21 protein-coding genes, 1 tRNA gene and 1 pseudogene are annotated in these 19106 nt (G+C 71.0%); 12 read left to right on the top strand and 11 right to left on the bottom strand.

From position 1 onward, the window contains the following. Nucleotides 1–3 precede the first annotated feature (3 nt). Nucleotides 4–1605, top strand: a complete 1602-nt coding sequence (locus ACFSZT_RS18000; protein WP_377390532.1) for a class I adenylate-forming enzyme family protein — start codon at nt 4–6, stop codon at nt 1603–1605. Between the two features lie 301 nt (nt 1606–1906). Here the strand turns inward: ACFSZT_RS18000 and ACFSZT_RS17995 are convergent. Further along, a tRNA-Leu gene (locus tag ACFSZT_RS17995) sits at nt 1907–1990 on the bottom strand. Nucleotides 1991–2091: 101 nt separating this feature from the next. Here ACFSZT_RS17995 and ACFSZT_RS17990 point away from each other — a divergent pair. Next, nucleotides 2092–3414, top strand: coding sequence for a M20/M25/M40 family metallo-hydrolase (locus ACFSZT_RS17990; protein WP_377390530.1), 1323 nt, complete (start codon nt 2092–2094; stop codon nt 3412–3414). A gap of 50 nt (nt 3415–3464) precedes the next feature. Continuing rightward, entirely contained in the window at nt 3465–6626 is a 3162-nt protein-coding gene (locus tag ACFSZT_RS17985) for an ATP-binding protein (RefSeq protein WP_377390528.1), read from the top strand. A gap of 24 nt (nt 6627–6650) precedes the next feature. Here the strand turns inward: ACFSZT_RS17985 and ACFSZT_RS17980 are convergent, their stop codons facing one another. The 3 genes from ACFSZT_RS17980 to ACFSZT_RS17970 are packed head-to-tail and all read right to left on the bottom strand — an operon-like array spanning nt 6651 to nt 9068. Next, entirely contained in the window at nt 6651–7505 is an 855-nt protein-coding gene (locus ACFSZT_RS17980) for an ABC transporter permease (RefSeq protein ID WP_377390526.1), read from the bottom strand. Then, complete coding sequence (locus tag ACFSZT_RS17975) at nt 7502–8491, bottom strand: ATP-binding cassette domain-containing protein (protein WP_377390524.1); 990 nt, start codon at nt 8489–8491, stop codon at nt 7502–7504. Before ACFSZT_RS17975 ends, ACFSZT_RS17980 begins: the two co-directional genes overlap by 4 nt. Nucleotides 8492–8507: 16 nt before the next feature. Further along, nucleotides 8508–9068: an NADPH-dependent FMN reductase gene (locus ACFSZT_RS17970; RefSeq protein WP_377390522.1), complete on the bottom strand. Its 561-nt coding sequence runs from the start codon at nt 9066–9068 to the stop codon at nt 8508–8510. 114 nt (nt 9069–9182) lie between these two features. Here ACFSZT_RS17970 and ACFSZT_RS17965 point away from each other — a divergent pair, with 114 nt between their 5' ends. The 4 genes from ACFSZT_RS17965 (at nt 9183) to ACFSZT_RS17950 (ending at nt 11564) form a co-directional block, all read left to right on the top strand. Further along, nucleotides 9183–9968 carry an MOSC domain-containing protein gene (locus tag ACFSZT_RS17965; RefSeq protein ID WP_377390520.1) on the top strand — a complete coding sequence of 262 codons (786 nt, stop codon included), beginning with the start codon at nt 9183–9185 and terminating at the stop codon, nt 9966–9968. Between the two features lie 168 nt (nt 9969–10136). Further along, on the top strand, nt 10137–10487 hold the full coding sequence (locus ACFSZT_RS17960) for a histone-like nucleoid-structuring protein Lsr2 (protein WP_377390518.1): 351 nt from the start codon (nt 10137–10139) through the stop codon (nt 10485–10487). 69 nt (nt 10488–10556) lie between these two features. Next, nucleotides 10557–10904, top strand: a complete 348-nt coding sequence (locus ACFSZT_RS17955; RefSeq protein WP_377390516.1) for a histidine triad nucleotide-binding protein — start codon at nt 10557–10559, stop codon at nt 10902–10904. A 51-nt stretch (nt 10905–10955) separates the two neighbouring features. Next, complete coding sequence (locus ACFSZT_RS17950) at nt 10956–11564, top strand: SRPBCC domain-containing protein (RefSeq protein ID WP_377390514.1); 609 nt, start codon at nt 10956–10958, stop codon at nt 11562–11564. A gap of 3 nt (nt 11565–11567) precedes the next feature. Here the strand turns inward: ACFSZT_RS17950 and ACFSZT_RS17945 are convergent, their stop codons facing one another. Beyond that, the gene (locus ACFSZT_RS17945) at nt 11568–12428 is read right to left on the bottom strand and encodes an alpha/beta hydrolase (RefSeq protein WP_377390512.1); all 861 of its coding nucleotides are present in this window, start codon (nt 12426–12428) and stop codon (nt 11568–11570) included. Nucleotides 12429–12522: 94 nt separating this feature from the next. Here ACFSZT_RS17945 and ACFSZT_RS17940 point away from each other — a divergent pair, with 94 nt between their 5' ends. Then, nucleotides 12523–13221 (top strand): hypothetical protein, encoded by a 699-nt coding sequence (locus ACFSZT_RS17940; protein WP_377390510.1) that lies wholly within the window; start codon nt 12523–12525, stop codon nt 13219–13221. Between the two features lie 23 nt (nt 13222–13244). On the opposite strand, the gene ACFSZT_RS17935 is transcribed toward ACFSZT_RS17940, so the two are convergent. Together ACFSZT_RS17935 and ACFSZT_RS17930 are read right to left on the bottom strand one after the other, a co-directional pair. Further along, nucleotides 13245–13781: a DUF1360 domain-containing protein gene (locus tag ACFSZT_RS17935; protein WP_377390508.1), complete on the bottom strand. Its 537-nt coding sequence runs from the start codon at nt 13779–13781 to the stop codon at nt 13245–13247. Nucleotides 13782–13824: 43 nt separating this feature from the next. After that, the gene (locus tag ACFSZT_RS17930) at nt 13825–14415 is read right to left on the bottom strand and encodes a TetR/AcrR family transcriptional regulator (protein WP_377390506.1); all 591 of its coding nucleotides are present in this window, start codon (nt 14413–14415) and stop codon (nt 13825–13827) included. Between the two features lie 97 nt (nt 14416–14512). Between ACFSZT_RS17930 and ACFSZT_RS17925 the strand changes: the two genes are divergently transcribed. Next, on the top strand, nt 14513–15151 hold the full coding sequence (locus ACFSZT_RS17925; RefSeq protein ID WP_377390504.1) for an NAD(P)-dependent oxidoreductase: 639 nt from the start codon (nt 14513–14515) through the stop codon (nt 15149–15151). A 189-nt stretch (nt 15152–15340) separates the two neighbouring features. Here ACFSZT_RS17925 and ACFSZT_RS17920 read toward each other — a convergent pair whose 3' ends face one another. After that, the gene (locus ACFSZT_RS17920) at nt 15341–15703 is read right to left on the bottom strand and encodes a hypothetical protein (RefSeq protein ID WP_377390502.1); all 363 of its coding nucleotides are present in this window, start codon (nt 15701–15703) and stop codon (nt 15341–15343) included. A 125-nt stretch (nt 15704–15828) separates the two neighbouring features. On the opposite strand from ACFSZT_RS17920, the gene ACFSZT_RS17915 reads away from it, so the two are divergent. Next, nucleotides 15829–16089, top strand: a complete 261-nt coding sequence (locus ACFSZT_RS17915; protein ID WP_377390500.1) for a hypothetical protein — start codon at nt 15829–15831, stop codon at nt 16087–16089. Between the two features lie 8 nt (nt 16090–16097). Here the strand turns inward: ACFSZT_RS17915 and ACFSZT_RS17910 are convergent, their stop codons facing one another. Then, nucleotides 16098–16565 carry an NUDIX domain-containing protein gene (locus ACFSZT_RS17910; protein WP_377390498.1) on the bottom strand — a complete coding sequence of 156 codons (468 nt, stop codon included), beginning with the start codon at nt 16563–16565 and terminating at the stop codon, nt 16098–16100. 149 nt (nt 16566–16714) lie between these two features. On the opposite strand from ACFSZT_RS17910, the gene ACFSZT_RS17905 reads away from it, so the two are divergent. Beyond that, complete coding sequence (locus ACFSZT_RS17905) at nt 16715–17659, top strand: endonuclease/exonuclease/phosphatase family protein (protein WP_377390496.1); 945 nt, start codon at nt 16715–16717, stop codon at nt 17657–17659. An 18-nt stretch (nt 17660–17677) separates the two neighbouring features. On the opposite strand, the gene ACFSZT_RS17900 is transcribed toward ACFSZT_RS17905, so the two are convergent. Together ACFSZT_RS17900 and trxA are read right to left on the bottom strand one after the other, a co-directional pair. Next, nucleotides 17678–17953 (bottom strand): PASTA domain-containing protein, encoded by a 276-nt coding sequence (locus ACFSZT_RS17900; RefSeq protein ID WP_377390494.1) that lies wholly within the window; start codon nt 17951–17953, stop codon nt 17678–17680. A gap of 50 nt (nt 17954–18003) precedes the next feature. Then, complete coding sequence (gene trxA, locus ACFSZT_RS17895) at nt 18004–18366, bottom strand: thioredoxin (RefSeq protein WP_377390492.1); 363 nt, start codon at nt 18364–18366, stop codon at nt 18004–18006. A 107-nt stretch (nt 18367–18473) separates the two neighbouring features. On the opposite strand from trxA, the pseudogene ACFSZT_RS17890 reads away from it, so the two are divergent. After that, nucleotides 18474–19105: pseudogene (locus tag ACFSZT_RS17890) on the top strand (alpha-ketoglutarate-dependent dioxygenase AlkB). Nucleotide 19106 lies beyond the last annotated feature (1 nt).

The following is a 19106-nucleotide window of genomic DNA, read 5'->3' as shown; positions in this document are numbered from 1 at the left end:
GGTGTGTTTACCGGGATCATCACCAGGCAGTGGCTGCAACGGGCTCGTGGCAGAGCTGCCGAGCGGCCTGCGCTGACCCTGCAGTCCGGGGATACCTGGACCTACGCCCAGCTCGCCGAGCGTTCTCGCCGGTATGCCAACGGCTTGTGGGAGCAGCGTGTGCGGCCAGGCGACCGAGTCGGCATCCTGATGTGCAACAGCCTCGAGTACGTCGCGCTATACCTGGCGATCACCAGACTGGGCGCCATCGCGGTCCGGCTGAACTGGCGCCTGACCGCGAATGAGCTACGTTACGTCCTGGCCGACTCGGGTACCAGCGTGCTCTGCGTGCACGGCCGCTTCGTCGAGCGGATCGAGCCCGTGCTGGAGGAGACTCCGGTTCGGACCGTGGTGCGGTTCGTGCTCGATCCGGGGGTCGACGAGGTCGACGGGGTCGCAGGCATGCTGCCGCAGCGGGTGTTGGAGAAAGCCGTCGCGACCGAGCCCGAGGTCGCCGAGCCGGATGTCGACACGCCGTGCATGCTGATGTACACCTCAGGAACCACGGGTTTTCCCAAGGGTGCGCTGTGGACACACGGCAACACGGTGTGGTTCGCCGCCATGCAGGCGTTGTATTGGAACTACGACCAGTCCGCCGTGCACCTGTCGACCACGCCGATGTTCCACGTCAGTGGGTTCGAGGACTGGCTGCTTCCGGTACTGTTCCGGGGCGGGCACGTCGTGGTGATGCGCTCCACCGGCATCACCGTGGAGAGCGTGGTCGCGGCGATCTCGCAGCATCGGGTGCGGGACGTGTTCCTGGTACCCGCGCTGATCTATCAGCTGATGTCCTGGCCTGAGCTCGACGACGTCGAGCTGCCGAGCTGGCGCCGGTTGCTGACCGGCGGGTCACCGTTGGTGCGTTGGGCCGTGGACGCGATCCGGACTCGCTTCCCCGACCTCAGGCTGGAGCAGGCGTACGGGCTGACCGAGGGCGGCGGCATGGCCACCGTGATGTCTCCAGAAGCGCTCGAAGGACATCCGACGAGCGTCGGTCGCCCGTTGCCGCTGACGGAGGCGAAAGTGGTCGATCCGGTGACGGGTACCGAGGTTCCGCCGGACACCGACGGCGAATTGTGGCTGCGCAGTCCATCGGTGTGCGGGCATTACTGGGGCAAGCCCGAGGAAACCGCGCAGACCTTTGTGGACGGCTGGTGTCGCACTGGCGACCTGGCCAGGATAACCGGAGACGGCTACATCTACATCATCGACCGGCTCAAGGACATGATCGTCAGCGGCGGGGAGAACGTCTATCCCGCCGAGATCGAGAACGTGCTCGCCGAGCACCCCGGGATCGTGGAATGCGCGGTCGTCGGCGTGCCGGACGCGAAGTACGACGAAACACCATGCGCGGTGATCGTTCGCGACGCCAGGCACGCCGTGGCGGAGGAGGAGGTGATCGCGTATTGCCGCGCGCATCTCGCCGGCTACAAGTGCCCCCGCCATGTGGTGTTCGTCGACACGCTCCCGCGCAACGCGAGCGGCAAGATCCTCAAACGGCAGCTCCGGGAGGAGTATCAGCGGCTGGGTAGCGCGGCCCAGCCGCGGCGGGAGCTGAGCCAGTGACCGCGAGTACGGTCCGCGAGGCGCATCGATCGCCAGCGCGCCCGTTGGCGCCCCTGACCGGCTGCTCCCCTACGAGTCCGCCAACGGCCTCGATGTGGGCACACCCGAAACGCAGCTGACGGTGAGCCGGTACTCGGGCACGCGCCCCGAACGCGGCTGTTCGTGCGCACCCACCGCATGCAGGTACTGCCGACGAACACCTCACTTGACCGGCCAACCACGCCCTGATCTGTAGGAACAGCCTCAAACCACAAAAACCGGCTGCCTCCTCGACAGCCGGTTCTCGTGCAGGTACTACGTGTGTCCGAGGGGGGACTTGAACCCCCACGCCCTTTACGGGCACTAGCACCTCAAGCTAGCGCGTCTGCCATTCCGCCACTCGGACTTGCTGCGGAATAGAGTAGCGGACGCTCCCCGGCGCTCGCATCGGGGGGTCCGCCTCGGCGTCCCCACATGCCTCACCTGCATCAATGGTAGGAATGTCGGGTGACCGAACCGAACCTGATCGAGGCCGCTGCCGACGAGGCCGTGACGTTGACGAGCGAGCTCATCCGCATCGACACGACCAACACCGGCGATCCGGACACGCTCGTCGGCGAGCGGGCCGCCGCCGAGTACGTGGCCGAGAAGCTTTCCGAGGTCGGGTACGAGATCCACTACGTCGAGTCGGGTGGCCGTGACCGGCACAACGTGATCGTCCGGCTGCCCGGTGCCGACTCCTCCCGTGGTGCGCTGCTCGTGCACGGGCACCTCGACGTCGTGCCCGCCGACCCCGCGGAGTGGTCGGTGCACCCGTTCTCCGGCGCCGTCGAGGACGGCTACGTGTGGGGTCGCGGCGCGGTCGACATGAAGGACATGGTCGGCATGACGCTGGCCCTGGCCCGTCACTACAAGCGCCACGGCATCGTGCCCCCGCGCGACATGATCTTCGCGTTCCTCGCCGACGAGGAGGCAGGTGGCCAGTTCGGCGCGCAGTGGCTGGTCGACCACCGGCCGGAGCTGTTCGAGGGCGCGACCGAGGCGATCAGCGAGGTCGGCGGGTTCTCCATCACCCTCAAGGACGACGTGCGCGCCTACCTCGTCGAGACAGCCGAGCGCGGCATCCGCTGGATGACGCTGCGGGTGCGCGGCACGGCGGGCCACGGGTCGATGATCCACCGCGACAACGCGGTCACCAAGCTCGCCGAGGCGGTCGCCAAGCTCGGCAACCACCGGTTCCCGCTGGTGCTGACCGACTCCGTGCGCGAGTTCCTCGCCGGCGTCACCGAGATCACCGGCTGGGACTTCCCCGAGGACGACATCGAGGGTGCGGTCGCCAAGCTGGGCAACATCTCGCGCATGATCGGCGCCACCCTGCGCGACACCGCCAACCCCACGATGCTCGACGCGGGCTACAAGTCCAACGTGATCCCGTCCGTGGCCGAGGCGTCGGTCGACTGCCGGATCCTCCCCGGTCGGCTCGAGGCGTTCGACCGCGAGCTCGACGAGCTGCTCGGTCCGGACGTGGAGCGCGAGTGGATGGAGCTGCCCCCTGTCGAGACGACGTTCGACGGCCCGATCGTGGACGCCATGTCGGCGGCGATCACCGCCGAGGACCCCGGCGCGCGCACGCTGCCGTACATGCTCTCCGCCGGCACCGACGCCAAGGCGTTCCAGAAGCTCGGGATCCGCAACTTCGGCTTCGCTCCGCTGAAGCTGCCCGCCGACCTCGACTTCTCGGCGCTGTTCCACGGCGTGGACGAGCGCGTGCCCGTGGACGCGCTGCGGTTCGGCACACGCGTGCTCGACCGGTTCTTCCGCACGGCCTGACGGAGAAATCCGCGCGTTTCGTCCCTGGCACTCGCTAGGGTCGAGACGACATGGACACCGTGACGCGACCTGCCCTGCTGATCGGCCGGGACCACCCGGCCTCGGTCCTGCGTGCCGAGGTCGCGCGCACGGCGTCCAGTCACGGCGGGCTCGTGCTCGTCACCGGCGAGGCCGGCATCGGCAAGACGACACTCGTCACGGACGCGGCCGAGGAAGCCCGGCGCCAGGGAGCGCTGGTGCTCGGCGCGTCGTGCTGGGAGTCCGAGACCGCGCCGGGCTACTGGCCGTGGATGCAGGTGGTGCGTGCACTCCGGCGGGCCGCATCCGGCGAGGAATGGGCCTCCGCGGAGCGGGCGGCCCGGGGTGGCCTGGGTGTGCTGCTCGGCGAATCGGCGGCTCAGGACCGTGTCGGGGCCTTCGAGCTCTACGACGCCGTGACGAGCGCGCTCGTCGCCGTGTCGCAGGCACGTCCGGTGGTGGTCGTGCTGGACGACCTGCACTGGGCCGACGCGGCCTCGTTGCGGTTGCTCGAGTTCGCGGCCCAGCACGCCTGGTTCGAGCGGGTCCTGCTCGTCGGGACCTACCGGGACGCCGAAGTGGAGGCCGCCGGCCACGCGCTGGAGCCGCTGCTGCTCGCGCTGCTCCCGCGGGCGACGACCGTCACCCTGACCGGGCTGGAACCGGACGAGGTCGGCGCGCTCATCGCGCGGACCGTCGGCGAGCGACCGGGCGAGGACGTCGTCGCGGAGGTCCATCAGCGCACGGGCGGCAACCCGTTCTTCGTCGAGCAGACCGCGCGGCTGTGGCACAGCGGGGGCACGGTGACGGCGATCGCTCCGGGTGTCCGCGACGCCGTACGCCGCAGGTTGTCCCTGCTGCCCGGCCCGGTCGCGCGTCTGCTCCGCAGCGCGTGCGTGCTCGGCCGCGAGTTCCACCGCCAGGTGCTCGCCGCGTGCGTTCCCGCGCCGGTGGCGGAGGTCGACCGGTTGCTGGATCGGGCCATCAGCGCCCGCCTCGTGGTCGCCCGGGGTGGCGGCGTGTTCGGCTTCGCCCACGACCTCGTGCGGGAGACGCTGTACGACGCACTCGGCGACGACGAACGCCGCGAGCGGCACGCGGCCGTCGTGCACGCCGTCGACCACTCCCCCGGCCTGGCCGAGCGGCTGCCGCCCGCCGACCTCGCCCGGCACGCCTACCAGGCCGGCGACCGGGTCGGCCACGACCGCACCGTCGATCTACTGCTGGCCGCGGGCAAACAGGCCGCGAGCCGCATGGCGTTCGACGAGGCGCTCGCGCACTACCGGCGCGGTGTCGAGCTCGCCACCCGGACGGACCACCCGATGCGGCTCCAGCTCTCCCTCGAGCTCTTCAGCGAGCTGGTCCACAGCGGAGACACGGAGGAGGCCCGCGAGGTGCTGGCCGACGTGGCGGCCTACGCCCGCGACCTGAGCGAGCCGGAAGCGCTGGCCAGAGTGGCGGTCACCGCCCACCGCGCGGAGGGGTGGTCGGCCGATTCCCGCGCCGCCGCCGACCTCCTGCGCCAGGCACATGCTGCCCTGCTGCGCGACACCCACTCCGCCGACCTGCCGACCCACGAGCTGGCCGCGGAGCTCACCCTGCGCATAGCCCAGCGGGCCCGCCGCGGTGGCGACGACGAGGCTCTCGGCTTCAGCCTGTGGACGTTGCACGACAGCATCTTCGGACCCGGCACGGCCGCGGAGCGCATGGCGCTCACCGACGAGCTGATCACCGTGGCCCGCCGCTCGGGCGACACCGAGGCCGAGCAGTACGCGACGTCCCTGCAGTGGGTCGCCCTCCTCGAGCTGGGCGACCCGCGCTACCGGGACCGCCTCGACCGGTTCGTCGCGCTGGCCGAAGCCGGGCAGCGGACCCGCATGGCGCTCGGTGCCCTCGTCGATCAGGCGGTCATCGCCACGTTCACGGGGCGGTTCGCCGAGGCCGAGGCCTTCCTCGCGCAACTGCTCGCCGACACCGAGCACGAGGTGCACGCACACCTGGGCTCGATGCTCGATCATATCCGCTGGCAGATCCTCTACCTCCAGGGCCGTGCCGACGAGCTGGCCGCGTTGCACGCCTCGCCGCGGCTCCCGCAGCGACGGCATGCCGCTCTGCTCGAGGCGATCACCCGTCTGCGGGACGGCGACACGGCGCCCGCGCTGCGGCTGCTCGCCGACCGGCGCGACCATCTCGACGGCTTCTCCCGCAAGATCCGACCCCTGGCGCTCCGGCTGCTGGCACAGGCGGCCGCGACCACCCGGGACGCCGAGCTGTGCCGCCGCGCGCGGGAGGCGCTCACGCCGCTCGAGGGCGGCTACCTCGTGGCGTTGTTCGGCTTCGACGTCAGTGGCCCGGTGACCTACTGGCTCGCGGCGATCGACGCCGCCGAGGAACGCTGGGACGACGCCGTCCGCCGCTTCACCGAGGCCCGCCGTTCCGCGGACGCGATGCACGCCCGGCCGTGGTCGGTGGAGGCCCGCGTCGGTCTCGCCGCCGCGCGGGTGTGCCGTGGGCGCCCCGGCGACGCGGTGGCGGCTGCCGGTCTGCTCGACGAGACCGAGCGTGACGCCACCGCGCTCGGCATGCGGCACGCGGCCACCGTCATCAACCGGCTGCGCGCCACTGTGGACGGTGCGGGTTCCGGCGCTGCCCATGAGTTCCGGTTCGCCGACGGCGCGTGGACGCTGACCATGAACGGGCACACCGTCCATCTGCCCGACGCCAAAGGCCTGCGCGATCTGCACCACCTGCTGAGCAGACCGGGCACGGACGTCGCCGCCGTGACCCTGCTCAACCCCGAGGGCGGCGAGCAGGTCGTGGCAGCGAAGCGGCTCGGCGGCGACGCCGTCCTCGACGATGTCGCCAAGACCGAGTACAAGCGCCGCATCGACCGGCTCGACGACCAGATCGATCAGGCAACCCTGCGTGGCGACGACGACCGCGCCGCCGCCCTCGACCGGGAACGGACCGCGCTGTTGCACGAGCTCCGCGCCGCGGCGGGACTCGGCGGCCGCACCCGCCGGCTCGGCGACGAGGCGGAACGCGCCCGCAAGACCGTGACCGCGCGGATTCGCGACACCCTGCGCCGGCTCGACGATCGCCACCCCCAGCTCGCCGCACATCTGCGGGCGACCGTCTCCACCGGCACGTACTGCCGCTACCAGCCGGACGAGGCGGTCTCCTGGCGGCTGTGACCGCCGGGAGACCGCGTGCGCCCGTCACTTGCGGTTGTAGAGCCGCGTCGTCAGCGACCCGAACACCACGAGGATGATCGCCGCGGACACGAGCGTCCACATCGTGGCGCCGGCGGCCCAGCTGCCGTCCATCGCGCCGCGGACCGCCGCGACCAGGTGCGCGATGGGGTTCACGTCGACGAAGGCCTGCAGCCAGGACGGCATCGTGCTCGGATCGACGAAGATGTTGCTCAGGAACGTCATCGGGAACAGCACGAGCATGCTGACGCCCATCACCGAACGCTCGGTGCGCAGCAGCAGCCCGAACATCGTCCAGATCCACGAGAACGCGAACGAGAACACCAACAGCAGCCCGACACCCGCGAGCACACCGCCGACGCCGCCTCCCGGCCGGTAGCCCAGCACCAGCCCCAGCACGAGAATGACCGCCGAGGCCATCGTGTACCGCGCCACGTCGCCGATCACCGCGCCGACCAGCGCCGACGGCCGCCAGATCGGCAACGTGCGGAACCGGTCGAACACGCCCTTCTGGATGTCGGTGTTGAGCCCGACGCCGGTGTACATCGTGATCATCACGACACTCATCACCAGGATGCCCGGCAGCAGGTACTGGAGGTACTGATCCGTCGAGCCCGCCAGTGCACCGCCGAACAGGTAGGTGAACATCAGCGTCATGATCACGGGGAACACGGTGACGTCGAACAGTTGCTCGGGCACGTGCTTGATCTTGAGCATCGCGCGCCAGGCGAACGTCACCGACGCCGACCACGCGCTGGGCCGGGGCGGCTGCTGTCCCGTGGCGAGCACGGCTCCCAGGCCGTCGGCGGTGGGGACGTAGCTCGCCGAGGTGGATTCGGTCGTGGTGGTAGCGGTCGTCACGCCGCCATCTCCTTCCGGGTCGTGCGATCGGTGAGGGCGAGGAAGACCTCGTCGAGGCTTGGCTGTCCGAGGGAGAAGTCGTCGACGGTGACGCCCTCGCGGGCCAGTTCGGCGAGCGCCTGCGCGGCGTGCTCGGCAGCGCTCCGGCCGGACTCGGCACCGGAGATCCGTGCGGTGAGCGCCACCGGATCGGCGTCGAGCTGGACGTCGGCCTCCAGCGTGCGGGCGAGCACCCGCTCGGCCTGCGGCCGCTGCTCCGGATCCCGCAGCCGGACGTGCACCGACCCCGCGCCCACCGACGACTTCAACTGGCCCGGTGTGCCCTCGGCGATCACCTTGCCGTGGTCGATCACGGCGATCCGCCCGGCGAGGTGATCGGCCTCGTCGAGATACTGCGTCGTCAGCAGCACCGTCGTTCCCTGCGCGACGACGATCCGCACGATGTCCCACACCTGGTTGCGGCTGCGGGGGTCGAGACCGGTCGTGGGCTCGTCGAGGAACAACAGCCGGGGGGTGGAGATGATGCTGGCCGCGATGTCGATGCGCCTGCGCATGCCGCCCGAGTAGTTCTTGACCTGACGGTCGGCGGCCTCGGTGAGGCCGAACGCCTCCAGCAGCCGGCTCGCGCGCTCTCGTGCGGCAGGCTTGCGGTGGCCGAGCAGCCTGCCCAGCAGCACGAGGTTCTCGGTGCCGGTGAGGTCCTCGTCGATCGAGGCGTACTGCCCGGTCAGGCTCACCTGCGCGCGCACGGCGTCCGCCTCGCGCACGACGTCGTGGCCGAACACGTGCGCGTGCCCGCCGTCCGGTCTGAGCAGCGTCGCCAGCATCCGCACGGCGGTCGTCTTGCCCGCCCCGTTGGGGCCCAGGACGCCGTAGACCGAGCCCGCGGGCACCTCCAGATCGATCCCGTCGACGGCGCGGTTCGTGCCGAACACCTTCACCAGCCCCGAGGTCTCGATGGCCAGCTCGGTCCTGTGTCGTGTCATCCGTGTTTCCTTTCCGTCAGCCGATGTAGGGGTGCGAGGCGCGGGCCGCCCGCAGGGCGCGGCCCCACCAGACCAGCTGGTCGAGCAGCGCCGTCGCCCGGTGGACGAGCTCCTCGGCCGCGAACGGCGGCCCGCCCCGGCAGTCGGCGAGCAGGTTGAAGCTCACCGCGTCACGAACGGTGGCCACGTGCAGCTCGGTGAAGACCGACCGCAGCTGCTCGACGGCGTACAGGCCCGTCGAGCGGCAGCCGTACGAGACGAAGCCGGCGGGCTTGGCGTGCCACTCGTCGTAGGCGCAGTCGATGGCCAGTTTCAGCGAGGCCGGGAAGCTGCGGTTGTACTCCGGGGTGACCACCACGAACGCGTCGGCGCGGTCGATCTCGGCGGCGAACCGCGTCATCTCCGGTGTCGCCGCAGCAGGCAACCGTGCCGGGAGGTCGAACTCCGCGAGGTCCACGACACCGACCTCGAGGTCCTCGCGTTCCCGGGCGCGGTCGGCGAACCAGTGCCCGACGGTGTGCCCGACCCGGCCCTCCCGGGTGCTGCCGATGAGCACGGCCACCCGCAGCGGTGTCATCGCGCCTCCGTCCCGTCGTCTGTCGCGTTCACTTCCCAGGCGCGAGATCGCGGGCGGCGAGCCGCTAGATTCCATCTGGCACATCACCGAGGCGGCGAGAGAGGCGGAGCACGCATGGCCGGACGGATCCGCGGACTGTACGTGTATCCGGTCAAGGGGCTGAGCCCGCAGCCTTTGCCCGAGGTGACGCTCGAGGCCGGGCGCGGTGTGCCCCACGACCGGGCGTTCGCGCTCGCGCGCCCGGAGGGGCGTTACGTGCCGGGACTGGCCGAGCCGCTGCCCAAGACCCAGTTCTTCATGCTCGCCCGTGACGAAAGCCTGGCGGCGTTCACCACCCACGTCGACACCGCGACGAACATGCTGCGCGTCGAGGAGGACGGCCGTGAGGTGCTGGTGGCCGACCTGGGCACGCCGGGCGGCGCCGACGAGGTGACCGCGTTCTTCGCCCGCGCGCTCGGGCGCACTGCCGAGGACGCTCCCGTGCTGGCGCACGCGGACGGGCGCCGCTTCACGGACGTGTCGGTGGTGTCGGACGCGATGATGAACGCCGTCTCGCTGCTCAATCTCGAGTCGATACGCGCGCTCGAGGAACGGATCGGCGAGCCCGTCGACCCGCTGCGGTTCCGGGCCAACGTCTACTTCGACGGGATGCCGCCGTTCAGCGAACGTGAGCTCGTCGGCGAGGAGATCACCATCGGCGGCCTGCGGCTGCGGGGAGTGCTCGCGACGAAACGGTGCGCGGCCACAGAGGTCAATCCCGCCACGGGCCGGCGCGACCTTCCGCTGCCCCGGTTGCTGAAGCGCGAGTTCGGGCACATCGAGATGGGCGTCTACGCGGAGGTGCTCACGGGCGGCACCGTCCGGCCGGGCGACCCGATCGCCTACCCGGCGCCCGGTTGAGCCGACCGCTCCCGCCATTCCCGTGCCGGTTCGGCCGAAACGCGCGGCTTTCCGCTATCGCGGCGGGATCACGCCGATGGTCTGTCGGGCCGTCGATCACCGCGCGGTACACTTTCGCCGCGAACACGAATCGCGATTAATGGGTGCGAGTAGCCAGCAGGAGGAACGGTGGCGCAGCGCGTTCTTGTCTCCCTCGTGGACGACCTGGACGGTTCCGAGGCCGACGAGACCGTCGAGTTCGGCTTGGACGGTGTGACGTACGAGATCGACCTGTCCGCGGACAATGCCGAAGAACTGCGCGACACGCTCGCCCCGTATATCGAGCACGCCCGCCGCGCCGGCGGACGCAAGCGCGCCGCCGGAAAGCGGACGAATGGTCAGGCCCCCGTCCGTTCGTCGGCATCCGGCCGGGAACAGAATCAGGCGATTCGTGCCTGGGCCCGCGAGAACGGTTTCCAGATTTCCGAGCGCGGCCGCATTCCGTCCGAGGTTACCGAGGCGTACTACAAGGCCAACTGATCCGATCACCTCGCCGGCGCGTCGGCGCGTCCCGACCGGCGGCCGGCCAGGACCTCTAAGGTGTGCCCGGTGAGCTCAGACTGCCTGTTCTGCCGCATCGTCGACCGGACCGTGCCCGCCACCGTGGTCCACGAGACGGACTCGGTGCTGGCCTTCCGCGACATCGATCCCCAGGCGCCCACGCACGTCCTCGTGATCCCGAAGGACCACCACCCCGATGCTGCGTCGATGGCGAGTGCGGACCCGGCCCTGGCAGGTGCCGTGCTCTCCGCCGCGGGCGAGGTCGCCAAGCTCGAGGGCGTCGACACCTCCGGCTACCGCCTCGTGTTCAACACCGGCCGGGACGCCCACCAGACGGTGTTCCACGTGCACTGCCACGTCCTCGCCGGCCGCGGCATGGGCTGGCCTCCGGGCTGAGCCGGATCGCACCGGCGTCAAGGGCCAGCAGCGGAAGGACACCGAGGACCAATGATCGACATCGCCAGGCAACTCACCACGGTCTACCGCGAGGTCGGCCCGGACCCGTCCGGAGAGGCGCTCGGTGTCCTGCTGCGCCGCCGCTACCCCGCCCCGGCGGCCGAGGTCTTCGCCGCGCTGACCGACCCGGACCGCCTCGGCCGGTGGTACCGCGCCGTCGCCGGGGATCTGCGCGCCGGCGGGGATTTCACGCTCGCCGGCGGCCCCGGCGGCCGGATTCTCCAGTGTGAGCCGCCGCAACGGCTGCGGCTCACGTGGGGCGCGGAACCGGCCACCGTGGACATCCGGCTGGGCACCGACGAGAGCGGCGAGGTGGTGCTCGAACTCGAACACGTCCTCGGCGCCGAACCGGCCGCGACCGCGTTGAGCGTCGGCCCCGGGTGGGATGTCCGGCTGCTCGCGCTCGACCGGTTCTTGCGCGGCGAGCACACCGACGACCCCACCGGGTGGAAGGGTTCCGAGGATGTGCAGCGGTTCGCGCAGCACGCCATCAGCGCGTGGGCAGCGGCGGTGTCCGCCTCCGGCATCGCCGCCGAGGACGATCTCACCGGCGCGCGTACCGCCGCCCTCGCGCGGTACGCGCCCGATGTGACCACTTAGGACTCAGCCGGCCGCGACCTCCGCGAGCATCGCAGCCGCCTCGCCCGGTCGCACGAGGAAGCCGACGTGGCTGCTCTCCAGCGTGCGCACGTCGAACGGGTTGCCGGGCGTTCTGGCGTCGGCTTCCTTGATGAACCGATCCTGCAACGCGAGCGGGATCGAGGTGTCCTGGGTGAGCCGGACATAGGTGTGCGGTACCCGTCCCCACGTCTCGGGGTCGGCGCGATCGTCGGGCGTTCCCGTGTCGAGTGCCTCGTCCGGCTCGAGCAGGTTCAGGTAGGCGAGGAATTCGGCGTCGGTGCCGTCGGCAAGCATCGAGCGCTTCACCGCGGCGAGCGTGGCCGGGTCGGCGATGCGCCAGTTCATCCGCAGCGCGCCGAGCCCGGCGGGGTCGGCGGCGAGCAGGTTCGGCAGGTCGTTGAGCGCGCTGGAGGCGTATTCGGGGCCGGCCATGTGCTCCGCCGGGGTCGCGTCGACACAGCACCACGCGGAGATGTAGACGATCCGCGCGAGCAGGTCCGGGACGGCGTTGGCGAGCGCGGTGAGCGTCATGCCGCCGCGGCTGTGCCCGACGACGATGCCCGGACCGTGCTCCCGGGCGCGCCGCACGATGCCGGCGAGATGGTCGACCGAGTCGCGCAGGGTCACACCCGCCGAGGCGGACGGGGCGCTCGCGAGGCCGGCCGGGTCCTGGGGCGCTTGGTACGCGGCGGTCCAGGCGGCGCCGAAGCCGTGCCCGGGCAGGTCGACCGCGAGGGAGCGGTGTCCGAGCAGCGCGAGCTCGCGCTGCAACGGAGCCCAGCTGAAGGAGTTGCCGTTCGAGCCGTGGACGAGAACGAAGGTGGGTGAATGCACGAGGTCCATCGTGTCACCTGCGGAAAGGCGGGTTCGTGCTTGCGTGCGACTTTTCCGCCTCGGTGCCCTGTCCTGCGCACCGGGGCGGTGGCACGATTGACCGATGTCCAGCCTGGGACCCCAGACCGGCGCCGCGGGAACCGCCGCGCCGAAGCAGCCGCTCGTCGCGCTCGCCGCGGTGCTGTGCCTGGCCGCCGCGGCCCTCACCGTCGTCGGCTCGTTCCTGCCGATCTTCACCGGCGCGCTGACCGCGCTCGGCAGCACCCAGTTCGAGATGTCGATCACCAGCTGGGGGTTCGAGACCGACGCGCCCACGCAGGAGGGCGGCGTCGCGAACAACGGCGTCCCGCTCATGATCGCGGCGGCGCTGCTGTGCGTGGCCGCCGCCGTGTTGCTGGCCGGTGCGTTGCGCGGCCGGCCGGACACCTCACGCGTGGCGACGCCGATGACGTGCCTGGCCGCGGCCTTCGTCGCGGGGGTGACGGTGACGGTGCTGATGCAGGCGTTGAGCTGGCAGGAGACCTTCCGGCCCACCGGAACCGCCGAGGGCAACAGCGACTTCTCCGTCGACACCAGCCTCGGCCTGGGTGTGTGGCTCTTCGCGGGCGCCACCGTTCTGGCACTGGCGGCCGCCGGCGTCGCGCTACGTCCCCGTGGCAGGCGCGAGCCGACCGAGCCGGAGACCCCGAGGTACGGCTTCCCCGCGCCGATGCAGCAGGGCGGCCCCTCCGTGCCTCCGTTCGGTGGTTCGGGTCAGGCGCCGCCGCGGCCCGAAGGACCCCGACAAGGCCCGGGCGTATAGGACGTTATACGGCGAGCGTGCGCTCAGTGCGCGCGGTGCTTGGCGCCGTCGTAGGCGAGCTGGACGAAGTCCGAGGCGGCGACCGCGGTCAGCGCCGTGCTCACCAGCCGGGTGATCCGCGGCGCGAACACCATGCCCGCCGTCAACCCGCTCGACACCCACACGCCTAGACAGAACGGGCACGTCAGGAGCTCACCGATGGTGTGCCGGGCGCCCGTCCCGCGCACCGTCTCGTTGACCTCGGCCTCGCCGGTGGCTTCCTGGTACCGCGTGAACGGTGCGCGCAACGGGCTGGTCACCGCCTCCTTGGAGAGCAGCCGGCTCGCCTTGTGCGTGGCGGCGCACAGCAGCACCGTGTCCTGGGCGGTGAACCGCTCGGGCAGCCGGACTCCCCGGGCACGACCGACCGCGCCGAGCGCGCCGACACAGGCGGTGTAGACGCCGATCACCGCGGCGTAGCGGTGCAGCGGGCGCTCCTCCCCCGCCTCGTAGGTGCGCCGGACGCGCCTGCCCATGCGCACAATCGGGTTGCGGGTACGTTGACCGTTCGCGATGCTCACCGCCCCGGGCTACCCACGGCGGCGGCCAGTATGCGCGGGCCTCTCACCACGAGGTGAGCAGTGTTCTCACCAGTTTCGACGCCAACCTGCGCAGCTCCTCCTCGCCGGGTCGCTCGCCCTCGAACGCGATCAGGAACGCCTGCTGGAAACACGCCCCGAACAGCAGGGCGGCGCCGGCCTCCGTGTCGACGGTGGCGTCGAGCCGGCCCAGTTTCTGTTCGGCGCGCAGGTAGTCGGCCAGCCGGCGGACCGGCTGCCGGGGACCGCCACCGGACCCGAGCTCACGCAGGCGCGTCCGATGGGCGGTGAGGAGCCGTTGCGAGGAGAACACCGACGCCGCGATCGGGAAGGCCTCGGCATAGAACTCGACGGCGGCGCGCGCGACATCGACGAGGTTCGCGCGCACGGTCCTGGTTCCGGCGCGGTCCGCCAGCCGGGTCAGCATCTGGTCCAGCGCGGGCAGCTGCTCGGTGAGCACGCTGACGAAGATCTCGGTCTTGTCCTGGAAATGCTTGTACAGGGCCGCCTCGGAGTAGCCGGCTTCGCGCGCGATCTCCTTCGTCGTGGCGTGGGCATACCCGTGCATGCGCATGATCCGGGCCGCCGCGGCGACGATGTCCTCGCGTGTTCCCATGCCGGCCTCCTCAGCGAGTTCTCAGCGCCCGGTTGACGCCTCGGTGAGTGCGGACTCACTGTAGTGGGTGAGTGTTCACTAACCGAGAGGCACGCCGATGAAGATCACCGTTTTCGGAGCCACGGGCGGTACCGGCACGCACGTCGTCGGACAGGCCCTGGCGGCAGGCCACGACGTCACGGCCGTGGTGCGGGGCGCGACGCGGCCGGAGGTCCCGGCCGACTCCCGGCTCTACGTCGCCGAAGCACCGCTCGGCGACCCGGACGCCCTCGTCCCGCTGGTCACCGGGCGCGACGCGGTGATCTCGGCACTCGGCGCCCGCGGCCGCGGGCCCACTACGGTGTGCGCGGACGGCGCGAGATCGATCACCACCGCCATGCGGACCGCCGGCGGTGGCCGGCTGGTCGTCGTGAGCGCCAGTGGTGCCCACACCACCGGCGACGGACCGGCGACCCGCCTGCTCGTCAAGCCGATGCTGCGGCGGATGCTGCGTCACCAGTTCGCCGACATGCTGGCGATGGAGGAGGTGGTGCGGTGCAGCGGGCTCGACTGGACCATCGTGCTGCCGCCGCGGCTCACGAACGGTGCTCCCACCGGTAAGCCGGTGCGGAGCAGAGTCGGCGGCAATGTGCGCGGCGGGTTCACGATCGCCCGCGCCGACCTCGCGGAGTTCCTGCTCCTCGCGGCGGCCGACCCGGGACTCGTCCATACGAGTGTGTCGGTGGCGCACGGGTAGGGGATCTCGGTGCGGGCAGCCGGCACCCCATCCGGCCGACTGCCCGCACCGTCGTCGGAGCCGTGGTCGTGCCCGGCAACGTCACGTCGCCCGGCCTCGCACGCCCCCCGATACCGCCCGGAATGTCCCCGCACCCGGCCGGTACCTGCCGCGGTCGGACCCCTGCGATCCACCCGCTTCACCGCGGCGCTAACGGGCGAACGAGTACAGCTTGCCGGTGGCGAACTCCTCGCGGCAGGGCCGAAAGCCCCCAATCCCGCGAGACTCACGTGGCTCATGGACATGCGGCGAGGCGTAGCACGACGGGCATACCAGCCTGCGCCGCAGAATGGCGACCAGCGTCGCTTCGCAGAGCTCCAGGCAGTGGGCGCACACGAACTCGATCGCATCGGCGAGGCTGTGCAGCTCGATGCCGGTGCGCACCGCGTACGACGACAGCACCCGGACCGACCAGCCTTCGCCCAGCAGCAATCGGGCAGTGCGATCGACTGTGACACGTACCGAACCTGCCGTGTTTTCGGCACTTCCCGCCTGTTCCGGCACTATCGTCATGAGCCGGAAATACCCGTGGGCTGTGTGACGAAACCAGCGCGGCACTGGTTTGGACGCGTGGCGTGCCGGGTACGACTGCCGCAATCACACGGGCACGACGTGTGACGACTGGAGGGACACCGGGCATGGACAACCTGCCGACTCTGGACCGGGAGAGCTACTTGCGGTCGCAAGCGGCCGAGCTTCGCGCCGCGACCAAGAGCAGCGATTCCCGCCGTGCCGTGCAGATCATCCGTCATGTGTTCGCCGAAGCGGGTACCGAATCCGGATTCTGGCTCGCCGACTGGTATTGCGACACGATCACGCGCGAGGGCGACCCCGTGCTGCGGGAGGCCGTCGACGCGTGCCTGCGCGATTTGGAGCAGACCTACCCCCGAACGACGTAACGTCGTGGTCAGCGCGCCAGCACACCGGCAAGCCGGTCGAGGAACACGCGCTGCCCCTTCACCAGCTTGTCGCGAGCGTCGGCAAGAGCGAACCACGCCACCCGGTCGAGCTCCGGGAACTGGCGCATCGTCCCGGATCCGCGGGGCCATTCCAGCTCGAACGTCCCGGGCACCACCGTGTCCGGATCGAGGTCTCCGGCCAGCGCCCACACGGTGACGACCTTGCCGCCGGACTGCCGGACGTCACCGAGTGCCGTCAGCGTTCCCGGCGGCGCGGGAACTCCCAGCTCCTCGCGGAACTCGCGCCGGGCCGCGGCCTGCGGCTCCTCGTCCGCGTCGTACTCGCCCTTCGGGATCGACCACGCTGCAGTGTCCTTGCGCGCCCAGAATGGGCCACCCATGTGGCCGAGCAGGACCTCGACCTCCTCGTCGAGCTCGCGGTAGAGCAGGATTCCAGCGCTGCGCCTGGTCGCCACGCGGCCATTCTGCCGGGGCCGGACACACGTGTCCCAACGGACCCTCGACGTCACCGCGGTGGCGCACTCTTCCACCCGGCCGGTGAGGCGAGGACAGTGAAGATGCCTGTCGTCGCGGGGGGTTCGACGAGCAACGAGCGGAGCCGCGCATGGCCGTCATCGGAACCTGGAACCTGGAGAACCTCTTCCTCCCCGGCGCCGACGCCGGACCGACATCCACCGAGGCCTACGAAACCAAGCTCGACTCCCTGGCGGCCACGATCGTCCGGGCGGCTCCCGACGTGCTGGCCGTCCAGGAGGTCGGGTCACCGGAGGCACTCGCCGACCTGGTCACCCGCCTGCCCGGCGAGTGGCACACCGAGCTCGCCGAGCCGGACGCACGCGGCATCCGCGTGGGCCTGCTGGCCCGGACTCCCCTCACCGCGCCGGCCCAGGCCGCGCGGTTTCCCGAGCCCCTGGCGCCGGTGCAGGTCGCCGACGACGGCAGCACCGTCGAGCAGATGGGCAGGCCCGCGCTCAAGGCGGTCGCCGATCTCGACGGCACCGAGGTGACGCTGGTGAGCTGCCATCTGAAGTCCAAGCTGCTCACCTACCCGGGCGGGCGGTTCTCCCCGCGGGACGAACACGAGCGCGCGCGGTACGCCGTCTACGCGCTGGGCAGGCGCGCCGCCGAGGCGGCCACGGTGCGGGCGTTCGTCACCGAGTTGCTGGCCGGACAGGGGCGGGACCGGGCACTGGCCGTGCTCGGCGACCCCAACGACGGCCCGCATGCCGCGACGACGACGCTGCTGCACGGCCCCCCCGGGTCGGAGCTGGGGACGGCGGGTTTCACTCGTTCGGACCAAGGTGACGGCGCGCGCCTGTGGAACCTTACGTCGCTGATCCTCGAGGCGGACCGGTTCTCCCGCATCTACCAGGGGCGCCAGGAGCTCATCGACCACGTCCTGGTGAGTCACGCGCTCGTGGGAAAGGCCGGCGAGGTCGCGACCGCGGAGTCGGGCGGCGGTGGATCCGTCGGGGACGACCCGACCGACCGGCGCGACGCACCCGGCTCCGACCATCGGCCGGTGTTCGCGCACCTGCGGCTGAGCTGACTCAGTCGTCGAGGGGGGTCACACCGGGTCGAGATCAGCCGCCTCGACCGGGGTCGGCGGCACGAGCGCCTCCGCCGAGTCACGGCCGGGATGGGTCCAGAGCACGACCTCCGCGCCTTCCTCCGCGCCGGCCGTGCCGATGGGCCGCTGCGCGGTCACGACGCCGGTGGTGGGCTCGTCGGCCCCCTCGGGGCCCACGGGCACGAGCCCGGCGCGCCGCACGATGGTGCACGCGTCCTCGGCGCCGAGCCCGACCACATCTGGGACCTCGGTCACCGGTCGAGGTCGATGCATGCCCCGATTGTAGCCGCAGGTCCGGGCCGGCAGAGCCGCCGAACGCGCGGTCACTGCTGCTGCTTGTCGATCTCCTGGCGGACCTCGTCCATGTCGACCTCGCGAACCTTCTCGATCAGCTGCTCCAGCGCCTGCTCGGGAAGCGCGCCCGGCTGCGCGTAAAGCACCACACCGTCCCGGACCGCCATCAGGGTCGGGATCGAGGAGATGCCGAAGGCCTGCGCGAGCGAGGTCTGCTCCTCGGTGTCGACCTTGCCGAACACGATGTCGTCGTGCTTGTCGGCGGCCTGTTCGAACACGGGTGCGAACATCCGGCACGGCCCGCACCACGACGCCCAGAAGTCGACGAGCACGATCCCGTCCTTCGCCACCACGTCGTTGAAGTTCTCGTTCGTCAGCTCGACGGTCGCCATGAGGGCTCCTTGTTGTCGCGTTCGGTACCTGTGTGCCAACGGAGTCCACACGCCGAACATTCCCCACCCGACTAGAACATCTGTTCGATCACGGGTACGCTCGGGGCATGGACCTCGCACTTCAGGGTTCCCTGTTCGACGCGGGCGACGCGCCGGCGCTGGGGTCCCTCGCCGACGTCACACGCACGACCCTGAGTCACGGCGCCTGGATCGACGTGCTGCCCGGCTGGCTCACGGGCGCCGACGCGTTGTTCGACGTGCTGGCCACCGAGGTGCCGTGGCGGGCCGAGCGCAGGCACATGTACGACCGGACCGTCGACGTGCCGCGGCTGTTGTGCTTCTACGACGAGCACGACGAGCTGCCGCACCCCGTGCTGGCCGAGGCTCGGGCGGCGCTGACGGCACACTACGGAGCCGAGCTCGGCGAACCGTTCCGCACCGCGGGCCTGTGCTACTACCGCGACGGCCGGGACAGCGTGGCCTGGCACGGCGACACCATCGGCCGGGGCAGCTCCGAGGACACCATGGTCGCGATCATCTCCGTGGGCGCCGCACGGTCGCTCATGCTGCGGCCCCGGCATGGTACCGGCGGGAGACGGTCCGCTACGGCCTCGGGCACGGCGACCTGATCGTCATGGGCGGCTCGTGTCAGCGCACATGGGAGCACGCCGTGCCGAAGACGTCCAAACCCGTCGGCCCGCGGATCAGCATCCAGTTCCGGCCCCGCGGCGTGCGCTGAG

This window comes from Prauserella oleivorans (assembly GCF_042685745.1).
Taxonomy (GTDB): Bacteria; Actinomycetota; Actinomycetes; order Mycobacteriales; family Pseudonocardiaceae; genus Prauserella_A; species Prauserella_A oleivorans.
Note: the sequence above shows the minus strand (reverse complement) of the source record. Positions and strands in the feature narration are given on the sequence as shown.

Excerpts from the sequence above, each read along its gene's own strand:
- ACFSZT_RS17985 (WP_377390528.1), top strand. The coding sequence starts at position 3,465 with ATGGACACCGTGACGCGACCTGCCCTGCTGATCGGCCGGGACCACCCG.
- ACFSZT_RS17975 (WP_377390524.1), bottom strand. The coding sequence starts at position 8,491 with ATGACACGACACAGGACCGAGCTGGCCATCGAGACCTCGGGGCTGGTG.
- ACFSZT_RS17970 (WP_377390522.1), bottom strand. The coding sequence starts at position 9,068 with ATGACACCGCTGCGGGTGGCCGTGCTCATCGGCAGCACCCGGGAGGGC.
- ACFSZT_RS17965 (WP_377390520.1), top strand. The coding sequence starts at position 9,183 with ATGGCCGGACGGATCCGCGGACTGTACGTGTATCCGGTCAAGGGGCTG.
- ACFSZT_RS17950 (WP_377390514.1), top strand. The coding sequence starts at position 10,956 with ATGATCGACATCGCCAGGCAACTCACCACGGTCTACCGCGAGGTCGGC.
- ACFSZT_RS17945 (WP_377390512.1), bottom strand. The coding sequence starts at position 12,428 with ATGGACCTCGTGCATTCACCCACCTTCGTTCTCGTCCACGGCTCGAAC.
- ACFSZT_RS17940 (WP_377390510.1), top strand. The coding sequence starts at position 12,523 with ATGTCCAGCCTGGGACCCCAGACCGGCGCCGCGGGAACCGCCGCGCCG.
- ACFSZT_RS17930 (WP_377390506.1), bottom strand. The coding sequence starts at position 14,415 with ATGGGAACACGCGAGGACATCGTCGCCGCGGCGGCCCGGATCATGCGC.
- ACFSZT_RS17925 (WP_377390504.1), top strand. The coding sequence starts at position 14,513 with ATGAAGATCACCGTTTTCGGAGCCACGGGCGGTACCGGCACGCACGTC.
- ACFSZT_RS17920 (WP_377390502.1), bottom strand. The coding sequence starts at position 15,703 with ATGACGATAGTGCCGGAACAGGCGGGAAGTGCCGAAAACACGGCAGGT.
- ACFSZT_RS17915 (WP_377390500.1), top strand. The coding sequence starts at position 15,829 with ATGGACAACCTGCCGACTCTGGACCGGGAGAGCTACTTGCGGTCGCAA.
- ACFSZT_RS17905 (WP_377390496.1), top strand. The coding sequence starts at position 16,715 with ATGGCCGTCATCGGAACCTGGAACCTGGAGAACCTCTTCCTCCCCGGC.
- ACFSZT_RS17900 (WP_377390494.1), bottom strand. The coding sequence starts at position 17,953 with ATGCATCGACCTCGACCGGTGACCGAGGTCCCAGATGTGGTCGGGCTC.
- trxA (WP_377390492.1), bottom strand. The coding sequence starts at position 18,366 with ATGGCGACCGTCGAGCTGACGAACGAGAACTTCAACGACGTGGTGGCG.